This window comes from Amycolatopsis sp. cg5 (genome assembly GCF_041346955.1).
GTDB lineage: Bacteria > Actinomycetota > Actinomycetes > Mycobacteriales > Pseudonocardiaceae > Amycolatopsis.
In genome coordinates this window covers 5,971,550-5,990,818 of sequence record NZ_CP166849.1, presented here as the reverse complement: position 1 = coordinate 5,990,818, position 19,269 = coordinate 5,971,550, and the positions used below count along the sequence as shown (strand labels likewise).

Sequence of the window (19,269 nt, the reverse complement as noted above, 5' to 3'; positions counted from 1 at the left end):
GGGCGTCATCTGGGCGGCCGCTGCTGCATCATTTGCTCGCGATGCCTGTTCCGCGAGTCAGGGGGACCCATGCAGCCGGCCATCGAAACACTCAGTGCTAGAGAACAAGACGTGCTCGAAAACCTCGCAGCGGACCGTACCGACCGTGAGATCGCCGCCAGGTTGGGAATTCGCGAGCGAACGGTGCGTGCTCATGTCAGCCGGATCATCCTGAAACTCGGCGTCGCGTCACGCGTTGGCGCCGCAGTGGCGTTCACCGAATGGAAGGTCTGCGGCTGTCTCGGCGGAGTGGGAAAGTCCAGGGAGATAGAGAAGATGCACATGAAATCGTCATGTCATCGCTGAATGGTTTTCGGCGGAAAGCGCAGCGCGCTCGTATTCAGGAGGGCGCATCGGCCTTCGCCGGTGCGACCTCCTGAATGCCAAGTGGTGGTTCAGGGCGTGACGCGGCGGCGGTACCAGGTCCGCCGGTAGCTCGTCGGCAGCGCGATCCGGCTGAGCAGGCTGGTGAGCACACCGCCGATGATCAGCCACAGCACGGCCGCGAGACCGTCGTTGAGCAGGATCCTGACCTTGAAACTGTCTGGCGTGAACAGGTTCCGCAGGCCCAGCGAGACACCCTTCGACCAGTCTTCGATGAGCTGGGCGAACCCGTTGCCGGTGTTTGCCGAACCGAGCACCAGCACGATGTGAATGCCCAGCACGAGCGCGAACAAGACACAGACCAGGTCGATGACCGCGCTCAGCACCCTGATGAACGTGATCCTGCCGGACGGCCGTTCGATGACCTCGGCGCGCTCGGCCACGGGCTCTTGATATCCAGGCGTACCCGGATATCGGGGATCGGGATCTGGATAAGTCATGTCTTCCAGGCTCACACGAGCCGGTGAGTTCCGCAGTGTGGACGTCAGCCGAATGGCCGCGCGTCCGGCGCGCAGGTAGTCCCAGACGGCGGTGCGGCCAGGTCGACGAAGTAGCGGGCCATCGCGGCCGAAGCGCACGCGCTGTGCACGTTGAGCGAAGTATGGCCGAAGCTTTCGACGACCAGGAGCCTGCCGTCGCCGAGCTCATCCACAGTGGACTGGGCGTTGTGCAGTGGTGTCGCCGGGTCGTGCCTGTTGTTGACCACGAGGATCGGGTTTTGCCGCTGACGGTTCCACGGGCCCAGGTAGCGGTCGTCGTCGTGACCGGGCCAGCCGATGCACTGCGCCATGTTGAACACCGCGCCCAGCGCGAAATACGGCACCCTGGTCTGCTCGGTGACCGCCAGCCGGTCGTATACGGCGGGTTCTTGCGGATTTTGGCTGTCGACGCATTGGACCGCCAGGTAGCCCGTCGAATGAGTCGGCAGGTAGGGATCCAAGACAGGTGCGGCCGGGCCGGGAGAGGTGGCCGCCGCGAGGGTGTTCAGGGTTTCGCCGAGGCGCTTCCAACGACCGAACTGGTAGAACGCGCTTTCGAGGGTTTTCAGGAACCCGGCGAGGTTCGTGCCGGCGACCCGGCCTCTGGTCAGTTTCGCGACGATGTCGTCGAATTTCTTCCGCTGGTCGCCGCCGGAGAACGCGCAGGCCGCCTTGGCGCATTCGTCGAAAAACACGCCAAGCTCGTCCATCTGGGCGCGGGCGGTGTCCGCGCGGACGTCGACGGGTTTGTTCTCGTCGCCTGGCTTGCCGGTGGCGTTGGCGACCAGGTCGAGGGTGCCGTCCAAGGTCATCGCCCGGACGTTCGCCGGGAATATGTTCGCGTAGGTGCCGCCGAGGTAGGTCCCGTAGGAGTAGCCGAGGAAGTTCAGCTTGGGGTCACCGGTGGCCTGCCGGAGCAGGTCCATGTCCCTGGCGACGTTCGCCGACGAGAGATGGTCCAGCAGCTTGCCCGAACTGGCCGCGCATGCCTGGCCCGCGCGGGCGCTCGTCGCGTAGAACGTGTCGTGCTGCTCGGGCCGCAGCGGTGAGCCGAGCACCGTGTTCTCCGCGCCCGGACAGCTGATCGGCGAGCTGCCGCCGATGCCACGCGGGTCGAAGCTCACCAGGTCGAAGCGGGCACGGAGCTCGTCGGGATAGCGGGCGCCGAAACGCGTCAGTTCGCTGACCCCGTCGGTGCCGGGGCCGCCGAAATTGACGAAAAGCGAGCCGATCCGATGACCAGGGTCGGTCGCGGGCAGTTTGATCACCGCGAGGTTCAGCGACGGACCTTGAGGATCCCGGTAGCTGACCGGGACGGCCGCGGCCGCGCAGAGGAAGTCTTGGTGACAAGACGTCCAATGCAAGGCGGGGACGGCGGCGCCGTTGGTGCCCATCGCGGCCGGCGCCTCGATTGCCGCTGCCGTTCGTTGTGCCGAAGTCGAGCTCGGCGAGGCCGTCGGTGCGCCGCACGCGCCGGCCAGTAGAGCCGCGAGTAGGAAAGCCCGTTTCACCTTGCTAGGTCAGCCAGCACCGCGTCGGTGTAACCGGGCCAGACTTCGGCGGCCCAAGGACCGAACGCGCGGTCGGTGAGCGTGACGCAGGCGGCCTGCGCGGCCGGGTCGACCCACAGGAACGTGCCGGACTGCCCGAAGTGACCGAAAGTGTCAGGCGAGCTGTTCGCGCCGGTCCAGTGTGGACTCTTGTGGTCGCGCAGCTCGAAACCGAGACCCCAGTCGTTGGGCTTCTGGTGGCCGAATCCCGGCAGAACCCCGTTCAACCCCGGGAAGACCACGGACGTCGCCTCGGCGAGTGTCGCCGTGGCGACCAATTTGGGTGACTGGAGTTCGACGGCGAAGGAGACCAGGTCAGCCACCGTCGAAACGCCGCCGGAGGCGGGGGAGCCGTCGAGCCGGGTGGCGCTCATCGCCAGCGGACCGAACAGGGCTTCGGTCTGATATTCGGCGAAGGGAATGCCGGAGTGCTCGGCGATCGCGTCGGCGAGCTGCTCGAAGCCGGCGTTGGAGTATAGGCGGCGCGTGCCGGGCTCGGCCATCGGCTTGTGCGCGTCGAACGCGAGGCCGGAGGTGTGCGAGAGCAGGTGGCGGATCGTCGAGCCCTCGGGCCCGGCCGGGGTGTCCAATTCGACGACACCCTCTTCGATGGCGATCAGCGCCGTGTAGGCGGTGAGCGGTTTGGTGACCGAAGCCAGCGCGAACGGTCGTGCCGCGTCACCGTGGCTGCCCAGCAGCTCGCCACTCGGGTTCACCACCGCCGTCGCGGCGTTGTCCACGGGCCATTGGTCGATCAACCGCACACTGTCCATGCGGAAAGCCTACGAATGGGGGCCGGCTCGGTTGAGCCAGCCCCCATCCGGCAGGTCACGCGTCGAGGTCGCTGGCCACCAATTCAGCGATCGCGTCCACGGCCTCCTGAGCACCCTCGGCGTCCTCGGCGCTGATGATCACCTCGTCGCCGTGACCGGCGGCGAGGGTCATCAGGTTGAGCACGCTGCCCGCGGCCACCGGGGTGCCGCCTGCCTTGGCGATCTGGACCGCCACCGGCTGTGCCGCGGCCGCCTTGGCGACCAGTGCGGCCGGCCTGGCGTGCAGGCCGACTTTGCTGGCCACGGTGACACGTCGTTCTGGCATGAGGGACCTTTCTTCGGAACGGGTGTTACTTGGCTGCGGTCTTTTCGAGGTCGGCCTCGATCGAGTCGTCCTCGCGGCCCGGCGTCGCCAGGTTCCACTTCGTGATCACGAACTTGAACACGAAGAAGTAGATCACGGCGAAGACCAGGCCGATCGGAATGAGCATCCACGCCTTGTTCGCGGTGTCGAGGCTCGAGTTGAACGCGAAGTCGATCGCGCCTGCCGAGAACGAGAAGCCCAGCTTGATGCCGAGAGCGTTGACCAGGACCATCGACAGACCGGTCATGACCGCGTGGAACAGGTACAGCGGCCACGCCACGAACATGAACGCGAACTCGATCGGCTCGGTGACACCGGTCAGGAACGAGGTCAGCGCCGCGGCGATCATCACACCGCCGACGACCTTCTTCTGCGACGGCTTCGCGGTCTGCCAGATCGCCAGCGCGGCGGCGGGCAGCGCGAACATGAAGATCGGGAAGAACCCGGTCATGAACGAGCCGGAACCCTGCACGTGGTTGAAGAAGTTGTTCAGGTCGCCGCCGCCGAAGATGAACCACACGGGCACGTTCAGCAGCTGGTGCAGGCCGATCGGGATCAGCAGGCGGTTGACCAGGCCGTAGATACCGCCACCGACGACCGGGGAGCCGGTGACCGCGTCACCGATGTTGTGGACGACGTGGTCGACCTGCTTGAAGATCAGGCCGAACAGCACACCGAGGACGATCATGACCAGCGAGGTGATGATCGGCACGAACCGGCGGCCACCGAAGAACGCCAGGTAGGCGGGCAGCTTGATGCGGTGGTAGCGCTGCCACAGGATCGCGGTCACCAGACCGACCACGACACCGCCCAGCACGCTGTACGGCCACTTGGTCGGCGCGAGCAGCCAGCCCTCCTTGAAGCCTTCCATCTCCTTGATCGGAGCGAAGACCTGGACGACCCGGTTGAACACGATCCAGCCGACCAGTGCCGCGACAGCCGTCGAGCCGTCACCCTTGCGGGCGAACCCGACGGAGATGGCGACCGCGAACAGCAGCGGCAGCCAGTCGAACAAACCGCCGCCGGCCGCGCCGAAGACGGCGGCGACCTTGTCCCAGCCAAGTCCGTCCTTGCCGAGCAGGTCGTCCTGGCCGAGCCGCAGCAGGATGCCTGCGGCGGGCAGTGCGGCGATGGGGAGCATGAGGCTGCGGCCGAAGCGTTGCAGCCCCGCGAGCCCCCTGCTCTGTCCCTTACCCGCCGCTGTGGTGGCGCTCATCGGGTACCTCCGTAGTGGGAATGGTGACCGGAATCCGGGGTATTCCGGTCCAACTGCATCGTCACCTGGTAGTGATCGCCCCGGTACCAGGAAGTCATGTCCTCCACCGGCTCGCCGTGCGAGCTGGAGACCCGGCGGAAGACCAACAAGGGACTGCCGGTCCGCAGGCCGAGCAGGCGTGCGGTTTCGCGGTCAGCCGATTCCGCCCACACCGTCTGCCAGGCGTGGTCCGGGCGGACGCCGTATGCCTGCTCAAGCTGGGAATACAGCGATTGAGTGAGATCGAGATCGAAGAACCCAGGCAGCCTGCCGGCGTGATACCAGCCTCGCTCGACCGCCAGCGGCAGCCCGTCCGCGCGGCGCAGCCGCATCAGTCGGTGCGCGGGGGTTTCCGCGCCGATGCCGAGCGCGCTGGCCGCGGGCGCCGGCGGCACCTCGGTGCTGGTACGCAGCACCTCGGTGGTCGGCGCCATGCCGCGGCGTCGCATGTCGTCGGTGAACGACATCAGGTAGAGCTGCAGCTCCATGCGCCGCGCGGCGGTGAAGGTGCCTTTGCCACGAACGCGCGACAAGAGGCCTTCCTCCACCAATTTCCCGATCGCGGAGCGTACGGTCAGGCGCGACACCTGATAGCGCTCGGCCAGCTCGCGCTCGGACGGGATCGCCGCGCCTGGCGGCAGCTCCCGCTCGACCGTGCGGCGCAGGATCTCGCGAAGCTGGGCGTGCTTCGGGGTGGGTCCTTCGATGACCCGGTCGGCCCCCGGGCTGCCGTGCGCTGCCGTGCTGATCGCCCTCACCGTCCTTTCGGGTCGGCCCGCCCGGTGGTACGTTCCGGTCTAGACCAATGTCTGATGGGGCAGGATGCTCCGCTGAGCGGACGGGTGTCAACCACCGTTATGGGTTCGTGGCCCACGGTGGCGGGCATGCGGGCAATCGGCGTAGTAATGAGCCGCAAGACCTGTGTGAAAAGGAGACCGCGATGGCGGACGAACGGCCGGAAAAGATTCTCGCGGCGCTCGGCGGTGCCGGAAACATCATCGAGATCGAGGGCTGCATCACGCGCCTGCGGTGTGAGCTCCACGACGGCTCGATCATCGACGAGCCCGCGCTGAAGGCGGCAGGCGCGATGGGCGTGGTGAAGCTGGGCGCGGTGGTCCAGGTGATCGTCGGGCCGGAGGCGGACAACATCGCCAGTGACATCGAGGACCTGCTGTGAGCTTGGAGATCTTGAGCCCGGTGAACGGCACCACGGTCGCGATGACCGAAGTGCCCGACCCGGTTTTCGCCGAGTCGATGGTCGGCCCCGGTGTCGCCGTGCAGCCTTCCGGCGGGCGGCAGGACGCGGTCGCGCCGATCGACGGCACCGTGGTGACGCTGCACCCGCACGCGTATGTCGTCGCGGCCGCCGACGGCAAGCACGCCGTCCTCGTGCACCTCGGCATCGACACGGTCAAGCAAAAGGGTGAAGGATTCACCCTGCATGTCGTGAAGGGGGAAACGGTTCGCGCCGGGCAGCCGGTCGTCGGCTGGGACCCTGAGGCCGTGACCGCGGCGGGCTACTCCCCGGTGGTTCCGGTCGTCGCGCTCGACGCGACGGCCGATGCGCTGTCCGGGGTGACCGCGGGCGCCACCGTCACCGCGGGAGACCCCGTGTTCAGCTGGGGCTCCTGACCCGCTCCACAAAGACGACTGAAGCCCCTTTGGCCGGTTTTCCGACCAAAGGGGCTTCAGGCATGTCAGGGGTCAGGCGGTGACGACCTTGCCGCCGTCGACCTTCACCTGGACGGCGGGGAGCGGCTGGTCGGCGGGCCCCTTCTTGACCGCGCCGGTGAGCGCGTCGAACAGCGAGCCGTGACACGGGCACTTGAGCTCCGAGCCGGCGGGTGCGACCGCGCAGCCCTGGTGCGTGCAGATGGCGCTGAAGGCGGCGGCGGTGGTTTCGGTCGGCCGCGCGACGATGACCTCCTGGCCGTCCGGCGTTTTCGCGGCGATGGCCTGGCCGACGGGGATGTCGGCGAGCGTGGCGAGCTGGCTGCCACTCGCGGCGGGCGCGGACGGGTTACCCGCGGCCGGCGTCTTGGTGTCGGAGCCCGAACCGCAGGCGGCCAGCGCGGCCATGCCCGCGACGGCGGCTCCGGTGGACAGGACTGTGCGGCGGGTGGGTAGTTCGGCAGTCATGTGTGGAGAAACGACGCGGGACACGTTTTGGTTCAATCTCGGCCGGTTTTGAACCGGATCGGTGAACCTCTCGTGGGTAGAGGCGTACGGTTTCCGACGTGGCTTCGAGGAGCGGACCATGATCGCCTGGACAATGCGGATTCTGGCGGCCGCGGGGTTGCTGGGCTCCGCCTGGGTGCACTGGGTGGTGTGGGCCGACTTCATGCGTGACATCGCCGTCGTCGGGCCGTTGTTCCTGGTCAACGTCGTCGCCGGGGTGGTCATCGCGATCGCCGTGCTGGCCTGGCACCACTGGCTGCCCGCGCTCGCGGCCATCGGGTTCGGGTTGGCGACGCTGGGCGCGTATGTCCTTTCGGTGACCGTTGGCTTCTTCGACGTGCAGGAACGGTTCACCACCCAGGCCGAGGTCTGGGGAGTGATCACCGAAGCCGCGTGCGTCGTGTTCGGGATCGCGCTGCTGGTGGCGCGGCCTGGTCGGCGGGCGTGACCGGAGGCGCCGAAGACCAGCTGATGCGCGCGCTGCACGATGACCACGCGGGCGCGCTGTGGTCCTACGCGCTGCATCTGACCGGCGGCGATCGGACCAGGGCCGAGGACGTCGTGCAGGAGACGCTGTTGCGTGCTTGGCGGCATCCTCAGGTGCTCGACCAGTCGCAGGGATCCGCACGGGCCTGGTTGTTCACCGTGGCGCGGCGAATCGCCATCGACGGCTGGCGGGCCGCCGCCTTCCGTTCGGAGGTCACCACCGACACCCCGCCCGAACTGTCCATCTCGGACGGTACGGAACGGGCTGTGCAAGGCTGGCTGGTCGCCGAGGCGCTGAATGAGCTCTCGGCGAGGCACCGGGAAGTTCTGATCCTGTGCTTTTTTCAGGGCGCGTCGGTGGCGGACGCCGCCGCGCGACTGGGAATCGCCGAAGGAACCGTCAAATCGCGGACGCACTACGCGTTGCGTGCGTTGCGGCTGGTCCTGGAAGAAAAGGGGGTGACTCAGTGACCGCGGAAGAAGACCCGTTCTTGAGTTTCGACGCCGCGTATGTGCTGGGTGCTTTGTCCCCAGAGGATCGTCAGGCTTTCGAGCAACATCTCCGTACTTGTGACGATTGTGCCCGCTCGGTGCGGGAACTCGCCGGTTTGCCAGGGCTGCTGTCGCAAATCACGACGCCGGAGTTGCTCGAATCAGAGCCGCCCCCACCTGAATTGCTGCCTTCGGTGCTTAAGAAGACGAAGCGGAGCAGGCGTCGGAGGCTGCTTGTTACGGCGGGCGCGCTTGTGACGGCGGCCGCCGCCTGTCTTGCTTTGGTCGTGGTCGTGACAACGCCGTCGTCGGAGACGCCGGTGCCAGGCGTCGCGATGACGGCTCTCGGCGCTTTCCCTGTGCAGGCGAACGTCGTCGTGACCGACCAAGCCTGGGGCATGGAACTGGAAATGACCTGCAGCTATCGGGGTGGCCGGACCAACGGCGACTATGTACTGGTGGCTGTGCGAAGGGACGGGAATACGGCGGAGCTCGCGACCTGGCAGGCCGTGCCTCAGTACACGGCACGGATCGTGATGGGCACGCCTTTGCACCGTGCGGACGTGCAAGCGTTGGAAATCCGTACGAAATCTGGGCTCGCGCTGCTGCGGCTCACCACCTGATCGAGCGAACTTTCCGGCCGGGAATGGCTGGATACGGCGGTTTTCGGCGCTGTTCCGCCCAGATTCGCCATGGCTTCGTTGCCGTGCTCGCGGAAACGGCGGACGCTGGAATACGTGTCATGGTTGACGATCGTCCTGTTCGCGGCCGCCGGTGGGTTCGCCGGCGCCGCGGGCAGGCGTGCGCTCCTTTCGGCCAGAGTGGACGTTTCGGCGTCCTGCTGCGTACTGGCCGCCGCCGTTTGCTGGGCGGTGACCGGGTGGCGCTGGTCGGCCGGGGCATGGCCTTCGTGGTGGCTGCCGATCGCCTTGGTGATCACGGCTTTCGCGGTCCCACTGGCCTATGCGGACCTGGTGTCCTCGCGGCTGCCGTCGGTGCTGACGGTTCCCGCGTATCCGGCTGTCATGGTCGCCGTCGGTGTCGCCGCGGCCTACGACGGCCCGTCGATCGCGGTACGGGCCTGCGTCGGCGCCATGGTGTTCGGAGGTGTGCATTTGGCGGTGCACCTCTGTGCGCCGCGGTCGCTCGGCGCCGGCGACGTCCGGCTCGCCGGGAGCGTCGGCGGAGTGCTGGGCGCGGCGAGTTGGGCCGCGCTCGTGCTCGGCGCGCTGTGCGCGGCGGTCGTCACCGCCGCACTGTCGTTGGCAGGGCTGTCGTCGGCCGGGAGAAGGTGGCGCGAAGGGGTCCCGTATGGCCCCGGGCTGCTGCTGGGCGCCTGGCTGATCGCGGAGTTCCCAGCAACTGGAACGGGGGTGGCCATGGTCGGATGAGCGCGGATGAGGACTCCTGTGCGCGCGAACTCGCGGGCTGTTTGTCGTCACCATGCAGGTCGTGACAGGATCTGTCAGGTGTTGCGATGGATAACCGCAGGTGAATCGCACGGCCCCGCGCTTGCCGCCGTGCTGGAGGGCATGGTGGCCGGCGTAGCCGTCACCACCGCCGACGTGACCGAACAACTCGAGCGGCGACGCCTCGGGTTCGGACGCAGTCCGCGAATGCAGTGGGAGACCGACCACATCGAGTTCACCGGTGGGGTCCGGCATGGCCTCACGCAGGGCGGACCGGTGGCGGTGCACATCGAGAACGCCGAATGGCCGAAGTGGGAAAAGGTCATGGCGGCGGACCCGGTGGATCCGGCCGAGCTGGAAGGCTTGGCGCGCAACGAGAAACTGACGCGGCCGCGGCCCGGTCACGCCGACCTGCCTGGAATGCAGAAGTACGGCTTCGACGACGCGCGCCCCGTGCTGGAACGAGCCAGCGCCCGCGAGACCGCCTCGCGCACGGCGCTCGGCACGGTCGCCAGGGCGTACCTGCGTCAGCTGCTCGGCGTCGAGATCATCAGCCACGTCGTGTCGATCGGTGCCGCCGAAGCGCCCGAGGGGCCGCTGCCGGTGGCGTCGGACCTCGCCGCGATCGACGAGAGCCCGGTGCGCGCGTTCGGCCAGGAAGGCACCGACCTGATGGTCGCCGAGGTCGACGCCGTGCGGAAGGCGGGTGACACCGTCGGCGGTGTGATCGAGGTGATCGCCTACGGGCTGCCGCCGGGTCTTGGCTCGCATGTGCACTGGGACCGCAGGCTCGACGCCAGGCTCGCCGGTGCGCTCATGGGCGTGCAGGCGATGAAGGGCGTCGAGGTCGGCGACGGCTTCACCACCGCGCGGCGGTGGGGGAGCAAGGCGCACGACGAGATCGACCGCGGTACCGGCCCGGTCGGTGTCACGCGGCGGTCCAATCGCGCCGGTGGGCTCGAAGGCGGCATCACCAACGGCGAGCCGCTGCGCGTGCGCGTCGCGATGAAGCCGATCTCGACGGTGCCCAAGGCGCTGTCCACTGTGGACACCGCGACGGGTGAGCCTGCCGTGGCGATCCACCAGCGGTCGGACGTGTGCGCGGTGCCGCGCGCGGGTGTCGTGCTGGAGTCGGTGGTCGCGCTGATCCTCGCGGACGCCGCGCTGGAGAAGTTCGGCGGCGACTCGCTCGAGGAGAGCAAGCGCAACGCGCAGGGCTACCTGAAGGCGCTCGAGGAGCGCTGGTGAGCCCACGCGCGGTGGTCGTCGGCCCGCCGGGCTCTGGCAAGAGCACCGTCGGGCCGTTGCTCGCGGCCGAGCTCGGTGTCGGGTTCCGCGACGCCGACGAGGACATCGTCAGCACGGCAGGGAAGTCCATTTCGGACATCTTCGCCGAGGACGGCGAGCCGGTTTTCCGTGAGATGGAAGCCGAAGCCATCGCTGTCGCGCTCGATGAGCACGACGGCGTGCTTTCGCTCGGCGGCGGTGCGGTGCTCGCCGAAGTCACTCGGAAACGCCTGAGCGGGCACGTTGTCGTTTTTTTGAACGTCGGCATGGCGGAAGGCGTCCAGCGCTGCGGTTTGTCCACCGCGCGGCCACTGCTGGCCGGAGTGAACCCGCGTGCGACCTACAAGGCGTTGCTCGACGCGAGGCTGCCGGTTTACCGCGAGGTGGCCACGATCGAGGTCGACACCGACCACCGCACGCCCGAGGAGATCGTCGCCGAAGTAGGGCGGCGTTTAGCGGAATCCGTTACAGAAGGAGCGCAATGACCGACCCGGTCCGTGTCGAGGTCAAGACCGGACAGCCCTACGAAGTCGTGATCGGCCGCGGTCTGCTCGGTGAGCTGACCCAGGTGCTCGCCGGCGCGTCGAAGGTGGCGCTGATCCACCCGCCGACGCTGACCGCGACCGCGGAGGCCGTCCGCGATGAGCTCATCGCCGCCGGGCTGGACGCGCATCGCGTCGAAATTCCCGACGCCGAAGACGGCAAGGCGCTGTCCGTGGCCGCGTTCTGCTGGGAAGTGCTGGGGCGCATCGGCCTCGACCGGCAGGGCGTGGTCGTCGGACTCGGTGGCGGTGCGGTGACCGACCTGGCCGGGTTCGTGGCGGCCACGTGGATGCGCGGCGTGCGTTTGGTCAATGTTCCGACAACGCTGCTCGGCATGGTCGACGCGGCGGTCGGCGGCAAGACCGGGATCAACACCGAGGCCGGCAAGAACCTGGTCGGCGCTTTCCACGAGCCGACGGCCGTTTTGGTCGATTTGGCGACGCTGGAGACCCTGCCCGCGAACGAACTCGTCGCCGGGATGGCCGAGGTCGTCAAGACCGGGTTCATCGCCGACCCCCGGATCCTCGAACTCGTCGAGGCCGACCCGAAGGCCGCCGTGGACCCGTCCGGTGACGTGCTCGCGGAGCTGGTGCGGCGTTCGATCCAGGTCAAGGCCGATGTCGTCGGGGCCGACCTGCGTGAGTCGGACCTGCGGGAGATCCTGAACTACGGGCACACACTCGGGCATGCCATCGAACGGCGCGAAAAGTACCGGTGGCGGCACGGTGCCGCAGTCAGCGTCGGGCTGGTTTTCGCCGCCGAGCTGGCGCGCCTGGCCGGGCGGCTCGACGACGCGACGGCCGAACGGCACGCCGCGGTGCTCGAATTGCTCGGTTTGCCGACGAAATACGACGCCGACGCGTTGCCGAATCTGATCGAGACCATGAAGGGCGACAAGAAGTCGCGCTCCGGGATGCTGCGGTTCGTCGTGCTCGACGGGCTCGCCAAGCCGGGCAGGCTCGAAGGTCCCGACCCCGCGCTCCTCGCCGCCGCGTACTCCGCGGTCGCGGCCGACGCCAAGCCAGGCGGGACGGTGCTGCTGTGAAGGCTTTCGTGCTCAACGGGCCCAATCTCGGCAGGCTCGGCAAGCGCGAGCCGTCGGTGTACGGCTCGACGACGTACGAGGACCTGGTCGCGTTGTGCGTCAAGGCGGGTGCCGATCTCGGCATCGAGGTCGATGTCCGGCAAACCGACAACGAAGCCGAAATGGTCGGCTGGCTGCACGAAGCGAGTGACAACGGCAATCCCGTGGTACTCAACGCCGCCGCGTGGACGCACTACTCGATAGCCGTGCGCGACGCCGCCGCCCAGCTGAGCGCGCCGCTGCTCGAGGTGCATATCTCGAATGTGCACAAGCGGGAAGAATTCCGGCGCCACAGCGTGCTTTCCGACATCGCGACGGGCGTGATCGTCGGGTTGGGCGTCGATGGTTACCCGCTCGCGTTGAAGTGGCTGGCCGACAACGCCGGATGAACGTCCCCGAGCTGAGGACCGCGCGGCTCCGGCTGCGGATGATCGCCGAATCCGACACTGAGGCGGTTATCCGGGTCTTCAGCGATCCGGGGATGAGCAGGTTTTTCCCGACGGACCTGAGCGATCCCGGCAACGTGCGGGCCATGATCGCCAAGCGGCTGGCGTTCGAGGGGCCAGACGGCATGGGGCACTGGGTGATCGAGCTCGACCACTCAGATGCGGAGGACCGTGCCGGTGTCGGACGTGACCTGGGCCCTGGCGGCGAACCAGGTGCCGAACATGACCTCGGCGCCCAACGTGACTCGGGTAAGGGACCTGATCCGAGTGCCGGGTGTGAACCGGGTGCCGAACCTGACCCAGCTGCTGGAGGCGACCTAGGTGCCGGAGGTGAACCGGGTGCCGAACCTGACCCGGGTGTTGGGAGCGAACCAGGTGCCGAACATGACCCAGCTGCTGGGGGTTACCTGGGTGCTAGACGTGACTCGGGTGCTCGGGGCGAACTGGGTGCTAGACCTGACTCGGGTGCTGGAGGCGAACCGGGTGCCGAACGTGAACTGGGTGCCGGACATGACCCAGGTGTCGAACGCGACCTAGGCCTTGGAGGCCTTCCAGGTGCCGACCGTGAGTTGGGTGCCGGACGTGACCCGGGTGCTGGAGGTGACCTGGGTGGTGAGCATGTCCTGGGTGCTGGAGGCGAAGCCGGTGCTGGGCGTGAGACGAGTGTCGGGCGCGGCGGTGGAGGTGACGCGATCATCGGGGTGGCGCATTTGCGGCCGTCGTGGGAATTGCCGGGTGAGGTGGCGGAAATCGGCTACTCGCTTGACAGTTCGTATGGCGGGCGGGGGTTCGGCACCGAGGCGGCCGCGGCCGTTGTCGACTATGGGCTCAACGGGCTCGGACTGCCTGCCGTGTGGGCGTTGGTGCACGAGTCCAATGTGGCCAGCCTGAATTTGGCGGAGCGTGTCGGTTTTCTGAACGTCGGGGTTGACGAGTACTACGGGGCGCCGCATCGGGTTTTGGTCGCTTTGCCGTCGAAACATGGGCGGGCGCACCACATCGAACTGTGGACCGCCGACCTCGCGCGGGCCGAGGTGAGCTTCGGGTGGCTGCTCGGGGAGCTCGGATGGCGGGAATTCCAGCGGTGGCCGGCTGGGGTCAGCTGGAAACTGGGGCACACGTACCTCGTGGTCGAACAATCGCCGGCGTTGTCGGCAGGCGAACATGAGCGGACTCGTCCCGGGTTGAACCATTTGGCCTTTCATGTGGACACGCGGGAGCGGGTCGGCGAACTCGTGGCCGAAGCGGGGCGGCACGGGTGGCGGACGTTGTTCACTGAGCGGTATCCCCATGCCGGTGGGCGGGATCACTTTGCCGCATACCTGGAAAATGAAGACTCGTTCGAGGTCGAGCTCGTCGCAAACGATCACCCGAAAGCTGGGGGCACCTTCCCCCAAGTGGGTTAGTCAGCCGCTACACTCGGCGATCATGAGGTTGTTTCGTCGTGGGGGACGGCGAGTCACGGTCGTACCGGTGATCGTTCTGAGCGCGGTCGCTTTGGTCGCGGGCTGTAGCGGTGAGACGGCTCAACCGCTCGCCGAGGGCGGCAGGCAGGGTGCGATCGGCGGCGGGAAGCCCGGTCGTGCCGCCGACGTCGAACTCGCCACCGACGGCTCTCGGGCGTCGGGTGTCGTCGCGGCCGGTGGGGCCGACGCCGTCTACAACTACGGGCCCGCCGTCATGGCCGAGGGCGGCCGGGTTCGCATGTGGTGGTGCAGCCAGCTGGGCTCGGCCGCTCCCGCGGGCGACGACATCCTGTACGCCGAGGCGCCGACGGCCGACGGGCCGTTCGCCGAGCCGAAGGCCGTGCTGTCGGGCAATCCCGGTGCGTTCGACGGGGTGCACACCTGCGATCCGTCGGTGCTGCGCGTCGGCGGAACCTACTACCTCTACTACACCGGGGCCGCCGGTGATCACGCGTTCGGGAACGCGATCGGGCTCGCCACCAGCGCCGATGGTGTCAACTGGACGCGGGCGAACGGTGGCGGCGCGATACTCGGGCCCGCGCGTGACGTGCATCGGGACAACGTCTACGGCGCGGGGCAGCCGTCCGTGGTCTTCCTCGATGGCTGGTACTACCTGATGTTCACCGACACGACGGGGCGGGCGGCCGGGTGGAACGGCGCGGGCCAGTTCGTCATCCGATCCCAGGATCCGGCGTTCACCAGGGGCGTCGAGGCGCTCGGTGAGTGCGGGTTCGAACGTGCGTCGGGCACGAACGCGCCGCGCACCCGGTCGGTCGTCGATGGGTTCAGCGCCGACCTGATGTGGGTCGAGGCGCTCGATGCCTTCGCCATCGCGCACGAGACCTTCGAGGGCACCACGGTCACCTTCTTCGACCGCGACTTCAAGATGAACCCGTTTCGCCCGGTGGTCGTCCAGGGACCTTGGCAAGAGGGGCCTGGCCTCGTCCGGCGTGCGGACGGCCACGCGCCTTTGTCGGCGGAGAACCCGTGTGACCGGGTGCCGCTCGACGTGGTGCGCGCGACCGTCATCGGCGGTGCGAAAGCGCCGACGGATTTGAAGCACTTCGGGATCGATGTGAAAGGGATCGGCGCGTGCGCCGACCGGAAACGGGCGATGACGATCCTCGACGGGCTGGCCGCACCGTCGCCTTCGCGGACGATGGATCTGCTGGTCGGCGGGAAACTCGTGCGGGTGGATCGGCGGTCCGTCGCCGGTGCGCTGGCGACGCGGGTGCTGGATCGGCGTCCGCCGGAGTTCGACGCACTGCCGGTCGCGGCGCGGCTGGCGTCATCCGCCAAGGCCGTTCGGGCGCCTGACCGGGGGATTGGTCTCGTGCTCGACGACGGGAAGCTGTGGCCGGTCGGTTCCGCCGATGTCGCGGGGATGAACGACTCGCCGGTCGAGGAGATCACCACCGCGCAGTGGGACGCCTATCCGGCGGGTTCGCCGCTCGCGCGCTGATCATCCGGGGCAGGCCTGCTTTCGTCGGTTTTCTTGCCGGCGCCGGGTGGGTCCAGCCTGCCGCCGACGAACATGCCCAAACCCGCCGGGATGAGGACCATGAGCGCGGTGAACGCGGCGCCGCCGGTGAGCGCCTCGCCGAGCGCGGACGCGCCGGTCTGATCGACGAACACCGCCTTGCCGATGACGGTCAGCGGGGCGGACACCACACCCGCGACCAGCGCCGCGATGAACCAGGTGCGGCCGAGGTCGGTGCGGCGCAGCCACGCGTCGATCGCGCTCCACAGCGCCGCGGCCCCGATCAGCAGCGCGATGACGATCGACGAGCTGACCGTGCTGTCGGTGGGGCGCAGCACGGCGATCTTGGCGAGAATGGTCGCGGCGGCGCCGTGCAGGACGGCCATGCCGAGTCCGCGGAGCAACCAGGCTGGCATCGTCGCAGTGTAGGCGGTGCCCACCGGCGCCGTCGGATGGCGTGGAGATCGACGGCGCGTGGACTGGAGGCGTATGGACTGGGGGCGTGTGGATCGATGGTGTGGAGATCACAGTGCGCCCGTCAGGTCGACGGCCAGTCCGGCGGTACCCGGCGGACTAAGCTGGAGGTCGTGCCTGAAACCCATGCTCACCGCCGCGCCGCCCTGGGTGCCTTGATCCGAGACGCCGGGCTCGACGCGCTGCTGGTCACCGATCTGCTGAACATCCGCTACCTGACCGGGTTCACCGGTTCGAACGCGGCGTTGCTGGTGCACGGCGCCGGCGACGAGCACACCGTGTTCTGCACCGATGGCCGCTACACCACCCAGTCCGCCGCCCAGGTCCCCGATCTCGAGCGGGTCTTGGAGCGGGCCAGCGCGCTCGCGCTCGCCGCCCGTGCCGGCGAACAGGGCCAGTACGGGCGCTCCGGCTTCGAGAGCCAGCACGTCAGCGTGGAGATGTACGACACGCTCAACGCGAAGTTCGGCGGCGAGCTCAAGCGCGCGCCCGGACTCGTCGAGCGGCTGCGGCTGGTCAAGGACGAGCAGGAGATCGACGCGCTGCGTCAGGCGTGCTCAGCCGCCGACCGCGCGCTGTCCGACCTGATCATGCACGGCGGCCTGCGTCCCGGCCGTACCGAGCAGGAGGTCGCCAGGGACCTCGAGAACCGCATGCTCGACCACGGGTCCGAGATCCGGTCCTTCGAGTCGATCGTCGCCGCCGGCGCCAACTCGGCCATCCCGCACCACCGCCCGACCGGCGCCGTGCTGGCCAAGGGCGACTTCGTGAAGCTCGACTTCGGCGCCACCGTCGACGGCTACCACTCGGACATGACCCGCATGGTCGTGCTCGGCGAGCCGGCCGATTGGCAGCGGGAGATCTATGACCTCGTGTTCCGCTCGCAGGCGGCCGGTGTCGAAGCCGTTCTGCCCGGCGCCGACGTCGCCGCGGTGGACAAGGCCTCGCGCGACGTGATCGCCGACGCCGGCCACGCCGAGCACTTCGCGCACGGCCTCGGCCACGGCGTCGGGCTCGAGGTGCACGAGGCACCGAGCCTGGCCACGACGGGCGTCGGTACACTGTCCGCCGGTATGGCGGTCACCGTCGAGCCCGGTGTCTATCTCGCCGGCCGCGGTGGCGTGCGCATCGAGGACACGCTGGTCGTGCGGGACGGCAGGCCCGAACTCCTCACCCTGAGCACCAAAGAACTCGTGGTCGTCTAACGCGGCCCGGAACTACACACAGGAGCATCAACCCGTGGCCACCACCAACGACCTGAAGAACGGTCTGGTCCTCAAGCTCGACAACCAGCTGTGGAGCGTCATCGCGTTCCAGCACGTCAAGCCGGGCAAGGGCGGCGCCTTCGTGCGCACCACCCTCAAGCACGTGCTGACCGGCAAGGTCGTCGACAAGACGTTCAACGCCGGCACCAAGGTGGAGACCGCGACCGTCGACCGCCGCAACATGTCCTACCTCTACAAGGAGGGCGAGGACTTCGTCTTCATGGACCTGGAGACCTACGACCAGATCACCGTGCTCAAGGAGGTCGTCGGCGACAACGCCAACTACCTGCTGGAGAACACCGAGGTCCAGGTCGCGGTGCACGAGGGCGCCCCGCTCTACATCGAGCTGCCGACCTCGATCGAGATCGAGGTCAAGCACACCGACCCCGGCCTGCAGGGCGACCGCTCCACCGGCGGCACCAAGCCGGCCATCCTGGTCACCGGCGCCGAGATCCAGGTCCCGCTGTTCCTGACCACCGGCGAGATCATCAAGGTCGACACCCGTGACGGGCGCTACCTCGGCCGCGTTTCCAGCTGATGGCCGATTCTTCGAAGCCGGGCAAGCACCCCCAGCGCGGCGGCCCGATCAGCCGTCGCCAGGCCCGCAAGCGGGCGGTCGAGATGCTGTACGAGGCCGCCCAGCGCGACGCCGACGCGGTGACGCTGCTCGCGGGCCGGGTCGGCTCGACCGACGTCGACCCGATCGCGGACTACACCATCTCGCTGGTCGAGGGGGTCACCGCGCGGCGGGAGGCGATCGACGAGCTGCTCGCCGAGCACGCGCAGGGCTGGACGATCGACCGCATGCCGCCGGTGGACCTGGCGGTGCTGCGGGTCGGCGTCTGGGAACTGCTGTGGGCCGAGGACGTGCCGGACCCGGTGGCGATCGACGAGGCCGTCGGGCTGGCGAAGGAACTGTCCACGGACGACTCGCCGCGGTTCGTCAACGGCGTGCTCGGCCGCATCGGCACGATCGCCGACCGGTTGCGAGCGGTGCTTTAACAAGCTTTAAGAAGCTCTGGGAAGCGGTTGTTTCGTGAGCGTTTTCGGTCCCCAAACCGAAAACGCTCACGAACCACCTACCTGGTGCAGGGGAGCGGTTCAGTCCTCTTTGGACGGGCGGGCTTCAGGAGGCAGCACACCCCAGTCGATCAGCTGCTCGGTGAGTTCCCCAGGCGTCATGTCGTAGATGATCGCCAGCGAGCGCAGGTCCTCGGTCCGGATCGAGAGCACCTTGCCGTTGTAGTCGCCGCGCTGGCTCTGGATGGTGGCCGCGTACCGCGCGAGCGGCCCGACCTTCTCCGCGGGCAGCTGCTGGAGCCGCTCCAGGTTGATGACGATCTTGGTGGCGGGCTCGGCACCGGACGGAACGCGGCCCTCCGGCAGCAGCTCCACCACGGGCACCCCGTAGAAGTCGGCCAGCTCGGCCAGCTTCTGGACGGTCACGGCGCGGTCGCCGCGCTCGTACGAGCCCACGACGACGGCCTTCCAGCGCCCGCCGGACTTCTGCTCGACCCCGTGCAGGGACAGGCCCTGCTGCTGCCGGATCCCGCGGAGCTTGGCCCCGAGCGCCTTGGCGTAATCGCCCATGTGGTTGTTCTCCGTTTCCTCAACCCCCCGCTCGGCGGACGACCGCTCAGGGGACTCCTTGAGTCGAATACTCAGAGTAATGGTTACGCATTGTTGTCATCAGGTCAAGCAGATCATCGTCCGACCTTTGGCAGATGCAAGTGACACCACCCGTAAGGCTGAGTGCCCGATGCTGCTAGTGTCGTAGCGATTTCCTAGCCAAGCAGGGAATCGACGTCCTTTAAG

General features: G+C 68.0%; 28 protein-coding genes. 18 read left to right on the top strand and 10 right to left on the bottom strand.

Features of this window, described 5'->3' with window-relative positions:
- The first annotated feature begins 69 nt into the window (after positions 1-69).
- Positions 70-345, top strand: a complete 276-nt coding sequence (locus AB5J62_RS26620; protein ID WP_370942657.1) for a LuxR C-terminal-related transcriptional regulator — start codon at positions 70-72, stop codon at positions 343-345.
- An 89-nt stretch (positions 346-434) separates the two neighbouring features.
- On the opposite strand, the gene AB5J62_RS26615 is transcribed toward AB5J62_RS26620, so the two are convergent.
- The 6 genes from AB5J62_RS26615 to AB5J62_RS26590 are packed head-to-tail and all read right to left on the bottom strand — an operon-like array spanning position 435 to position 5,593.
- Positions 435-863 (bottom strand): hypothetical protein, encoded by a 429-nt coding sequence (locus AB5J62_RS26615; RefSeq protein ID WP_370942656.1) that lies wholly within the window; start codon positions 861-863, stop codon positions 435-437.
- Between the two features lie 44 nt (positions 864-907).
- Positions 908-2,413 carry an alpha/beta hydrolase gene (locus AB5J62_RS26610; protein WP_370942655.1) on the bottom strand — a complete coding sequence of 502 codons (1,506 nt, stop codon included), beginning with the start codon at positions 2,411-2,413 and terminating at the stop codon, positions 908-910.
- Positions 2,410-3,225, bottom strand: coding sequence for a serine hydrolase domain-containing protein (locus AB5J62_RS26605; RefSeq protein WP_370942654.1), 816 nt, complete (start codon positions 3,223-3,225; stop codon positions 2,410-2,412). Before AB5J62_RS26605 ends, AB5J62_RS26610 begins: the two co-directional genes overlap by 4 nt.
- Before the next feature lie 55 nt (positions 3,226-3,280).
- Positions 3,281-3,550: an HPr family phosphocarrier protein gene (locus tag AB5J62_RS26600; RefSeq protein ID WP_091292423.1), complete on the bottom strand. Its 270-nt coding sequence runs from the start codon at positions 3,548-3,550 to the stop codon at positions 3,281-3,283.
- A 25-nt stretch (positions 3,551-3,575) separates the two neighbouring features.
- Positions 3,576-4,805 (bottom strand): PTS transporter subunit EIIC, encoded by a 1,230-nt coding sequence (locus AB5J62_RS26595; RefSeq protein WP_370942653.1) that lies wholly within the window; start codon positions 4,803-4,805, stop codon positions 3,576-3,578.
- On the bottom strand, positions 4,802-5,593 hold the full coding sequence (locus AB5J62_RS26590; RefSeq protein ID WP_370950348.1) for a GntR family transcriptional regulator: 792 nt from the start codon (positions 5,591-5,593) through the stop codon (positions 4,802-4,804). Before AB5J62_RS26590 ends, AB5J62_RS26595 begins: the two co-directional genes overlap by 4 nt.
- Positions 5,594-5,649: 56 nt before the next feature.
- On the opposite strand from AB5J62_RS26590, the gene AB5J62_RS26585 reads away from it, so the two are divergent.
- Positions 5,650-6,021 (top strand): glucose PTS transporter subunit EIIB, encoded by a 372-nt coding sequence (locus tag AB5J62_RS26585; RefSeq protein WP_370942652.1) that lies wholly within the window; start codon positions 5,650-5,652, stop codon positions 6,019-6,021.
- Entirely contained in the window at positions 6,018-6,476 is a 459-nt protein-coding gene (locus AB5J62_RS26580; protein ID WP_091292429.1) for a PTS glucose transporter subunit IIA, read from the top strand. The genes AB5J62_RS26585 and AB5J62_RS26580 overlap by 4 nt, the downstream gene beginning before the upstream one ends.
- A 72-nt stretch (positions 6,477-6,548) precedes the next feature.
- On the opposite strand, the gene AB5J62_RS26575 is transcribed toward AB5J62_RS26580, so the two are convergent.
- Entirely contained in the window at positions 6,549-6,983 is a 435-nt protein-coding gene (locus tag AB5J62_RS26575; protein WP_370942651.1) for a ubiquinol-cytochrome c reductase iron-sulfur subunit, read from the bottom strand.
- Between the two features lie 118 nt (positions 6,984-7,101).
- Between AB5J62_RS26575 and AB5J62_RS26570 the strand changes: the two genes are divergently transcribed.
- From AB5J62_RS26570 to AB5J62_RS26525, 10 genes are all read left to right on the top strand, one after another.
- Positions 7,102-7,470: a hypothetical protein gene (locus tag AB5J62_RS26570; RefSeq protein WP_370942650.1), complete on the top strand. Its 369-nt coding sequence runs from the start codon at positions 7,102-7,104 to the stop codon at positions 7,468-7,470.
- Positions 7,467-7,979 (top strand): sigma-70 family RNA polymerase sigma factor, encoded by a 513-nt coding sequence (locus AB5J62_RS26565; protein WP_370942649.1) that lies wholly within the window; start codon positions 7,467-7,469, stop codon positions 7,977-7,979. Before AB5J62_RS26570 ends, AB5J62_RS26565 begins: the two co-directional genes overlap by 4 nt.
- Positions 7,976-8,623: an anti-sigma factor gene (locus tag AB5J62_RS26560; RefSeq protein WP_370942648.1), complete on the top strand. Its 648-nt coding sequence runs from the start codon at positions 7,976-7,978 to the stop codon at positions 8,621-8,623. Before AB5J62_RS26565 ends, AB5J62_RS26560 begins: the two co-directional genes overlap by 4 nt.
- Positions 8,624-8,737: 114 nt before the next feature.
- Positions 8,738-9,391 (top strand): prepilin peptidase, encoded by a 654-nt coding sequence (locus AB5J62_RS26555; RefSeq protein ID WP_370942647.1) that lies wholly within the window; start codon positions 8,738-8,740, stop codon positions 9,389-9,391.
- A gap of 78 nt (positions 9,392-9,469) precedes the next feature.
- Positions 9,470-10,657, top strand: a complete 1,188-nt coding sequence (gene aroC, locus AB5J62_RS26550) for a chorismate synthase (protein ID WP_370942646.1) — start codon at positions 9,470-9,472, stop codon at positions 10,655-10,657.
- Positions 10,654-11,181 carry a shikimate kinase gene (locus AB5J62_RS26545; RefSeq protein ID WP_370942645.1) on the top strand — a complete coding sequence of 176 codons (528 nt, stop codon included), beginning with the start codon at positions 10,654-10,656 and terminating at the stop codon, positions 11,179-11,181. Before aroC ends, AB5J62_RS26545 begins: the two co-directional genes overlap by 4 nt.
- Positions 11,178-12,284: a 3-dehydroquinate synthase gene (gene aroB, locus AB5J62_RS26540; protein WP_370942644.1), complete on the top strand. Its 1,107-nt coding sequence runs from the start codon at positions 11,178-11,180 to the stop codon at positions 12,282-12,284. Before AB5J62_RS26545 ends, aroB begins: the two co-directional genes overlap by 4 nt.
- Complete coding sequence (gene aroQ, locus AB5J62_RS26535) at positions 12,281-12,712, top strand: type II 3-dehydroquinate dehydratase (RefSeq protein ID WP_370942643.1); 432 nt, start codon at positions 12,281-12,283, stop codon at positions 12,710-12,712. Before aroB ends, aroQ begins: the two co-directional genes overlap by 4 nt.
- A gap of 243 nt (positions 12,713-12,955) precedes the next feature.
- The gene (locus AB5J62_RS26530) at positions 12,956-13,090 is read left to right on the top strand and encodes a hypothetical protein (RefSeq protein WP_370942642.1); all 135 of its coding nucleotides are present in this window, start codon (positions 12,956-12,958) and stop codon (positions 13,088-13,090) included.
- 18 nt (positions 13,091-13,108) lie between these two features.
- Positions 13,109-13,306 carry a hypothetical protein gene (locus tag AB5J62_RS26525; RefSeq protein WP_370942641.1) on the top strand — a complete coding sequence of 66 codons (198 nt, stop codon included), beginning with the start codon at positions 13,109-13,111 and terminating at the stop codon, positions 13,304-13,306.
- Here the strand turns inward: AB5J62_RS26525 and AB5J62_RS26520 are convergent.
- The gene (locus AB5J62_RS26520) at positions 13,303-13,479 is read right to left on the bottom strand and encodes a hypothetical protein (protein WP_370942640.1); all 177 of its coding nucleotides are present in this window, start codon (positions 13,477-13,479) and stop codon (positions 13,303-13,305) included. The genes AB5J62_RS26525 and AB5J62_RS26520 overlap by 4 nt on opposite strands.
- Between AB5J62_RS26520 and AB5J62_RS26515 the strand changes: the two genes are divergently transcribed.
- Together AB5J62_RS26515 and AB5J62_RS26510 are read left to right on the top strand one after the other, a co-directional pair.
- Positions 13,471-14,175, top strand: a complete 705-nt coding sequence (locus AB5J62_RS26515) for a GNAT family N-acetyltransferase (protein ID WP_370942639.1) — start codon at positions 13,471-13,473, stop codon at positions 14,173-14,175. The two genes, AB5J62_RS26520 and AB5J62_RS26515, sit on opposite strands and share 9 nt — an antisense overlap.
- 22 nt (positions 14,176-14,197) lie before the next feature.
- A complete protein-coding gene (locus tag AB5J62_RS26510) occupies positions 14,198-15,697 on the top strand; it encodes a beta-xylosidase (RefSeq protein ID WP_370942638.1) in 1,500 nt (499 codons plus the stop codon).
- On the opposite strand, the gene AB5J62_RS26505 is transcribed toward AB5J62_RS26510, so the two are convergent.
- Positions 15,667-16,131 carry a B-4DMT family transporter gene (locus AB5J62_RS26505; protein WP_370942637.1) on the bottom strand — a complete coding sequence of 155 codons (465 nt, stop codon included), beginning with the start codon at positions 16,129-16,131 and terminating at the stop codon, positions 15,667-15,669. The two genes, AB5J62_RS26510 and AB5J62_RS26505, sit on opposite strands and share 31 nt — an antisense overlap.
- A gap of 171 nt (positions 16,132-16,302) precedes the next feature.
- Between AB5J62_RS26505 and AB5J62_RS26500 the strand changes: the two genes are divergently transcribed.
- From AB5J62_RS26500 to nusB, 3 genes are read left to right on the top strand one after another with little or no spacing between them, the layout of a single operon-like run.
- The gene (locus AB5J62_RS26500) at positions 16,303-17,394 is read left to right on the top strand and encodes a M24 family metallopeptidase (protein ID WP_370942636.1); all 1,092 of its coding nucleotides are present in this window, start codon (positions 16,303-16,305) and stop codon (positions 17,392-17,394) included.
- 34 nt (positions 17,395-17,428) lie between these two features.
- Positions 17,429-17,992, top strand: coding sequence for an elongation factor P (efp, locus tag AB5J62_RS26495; RefSeq protein ID WP_370942635.1), 564 nt, complete (start codon positions 17,429-17,431; stop codon positions 17,990-17,992).
- Positions 17,992-18,456 (top strand): transcription antitermination factor NusB, encoded by a 465-nt coding sequence (gene nusB, locus AB5J62_RS26490; protein WP_370942634.1) that lies wholly within the window; start codon positions 17,992-17,994, stop codon positions 18,454-18,456. Before efp ends, nusB begins: the two co-directional genes overlap by 1 nt.
- A 99-nt stretch (positions 18,457-18,555) precedes the next feature.
- Here the strand turns inward: nusB and AB5J62_RS26485 are convergent, their stop codons facing one another.
- Positions 18,556-19,044 (bottom strand): transcriptional regulator, encoded by a 489-nt coding sequence (locus AB5J62_RS26485; protein WP_003096372.1) that lies wholly within the window; start codon positions 19,042-19,044, stop codon positions 18,556-18,558.
- Between the last annotated feature and the right edge of the window lie 225 nt (positions 19,045-19,269).

Bases quoted from the DNA above. Each gene is read 5' to 3' on its own strand.
- AB5J62_RS26485 (WP_003096372.1), bottom strand. From the start codon at position 19,044: ATGGGCGATTACGCCAAGGCGCTCGGGGCCAAGCTCCGCGGGATCCGG.
- AB5J62_RS26570 (WP_370942650.1), top strand. From the start codon at position 7,102: ATGATCGCCTGGACAATGCGGATTCTGGCGGCCGCGGGGTTGCTGGGC.
- AB5J62_RS26520 (WP_370942640.1), bottom strand. From the start codon at position 13,479: ATGCGCCACCCCGATGATCGCGTCACCTCCACCGCCGCGCCCGACACT.
- AB5J62_RS26620 (WP_370942657.1), top strand. From the start codon at position 70: ATGCAGCCGGCCATCGAAACACTCAGTGCTAGAGAACAAGACGTGCTC.
- AB5J62_RS26585 (WP_370942652.1), top strand. From the start codon at position 5,650: ATGTCTGATGGGGCAGGATGCTCCGCTGAGCGGACGGGTGTCAACCAC.
- aroB (WP_370942644.1), top strand. From the start codon at position 11,178: ATGACCGACCCGGTCCGTGTCGAGGTCAAGACCGGACAGCCCTACGAA.
- AB5J62_RS26510 (WP_370942638.1), top strand. From the start codon at position 14,198: ATGAGGTTGTTTCGTCGTGGGGGACGGCGAGTCACGGTCGTACCGGTG.
- AB5J62_RS26605 (WP_370942654.1), bottom strand. From the start codon at position 3,225: ATGGACAGTGTGCGGTTGATCGACCAATGGCCCGTGGACAACGCCGCG.
- nusB (WP_370942634.1), top strand. From the start codon at position 17,992: ATGGCCGATTCTTCGAAGCCGGGCAAGCACCCCCAGCGCGGCGGCCCG.
- AB5J62_RS26575 (WP_370942651.1), bottom strand. From the start codon at position 6,983: ATGACTGCCGAACTACCCACCCGCCGCACAGTCCTGTCCACCGGAGCC.
- AB5J62_RS26615 (WP_370942656.1), bottom strand. From the start codon at position 863: ATGACTTATCCAGATCCCGATCCCCGATATCCGGGTACGCCTGGATAT.
- AB5J62_RS26505 (WP_370942637.1), bottom strand. From the start codon at position 16,131: ATGCCAGCCTGGTTGCTCCGCGGACTCGGCATGGCCGTCCTGCACGGC.
- AB5J62_RS26600 (WP_091292423.1), bottom strand. From the start codon at position 3,550: ATGCCAGAACGACGTGTCACCGTGGCCAGCAAAGTCGGCCTGCACGCC.
- AB5J62_RS26595 (WP_370942653.1), bottom strand. From the start codon at position 4,805: ATGAGCGCCACCACAGCGGCGGGTAAGGGACAGAGCAGGGGGCTCGCG.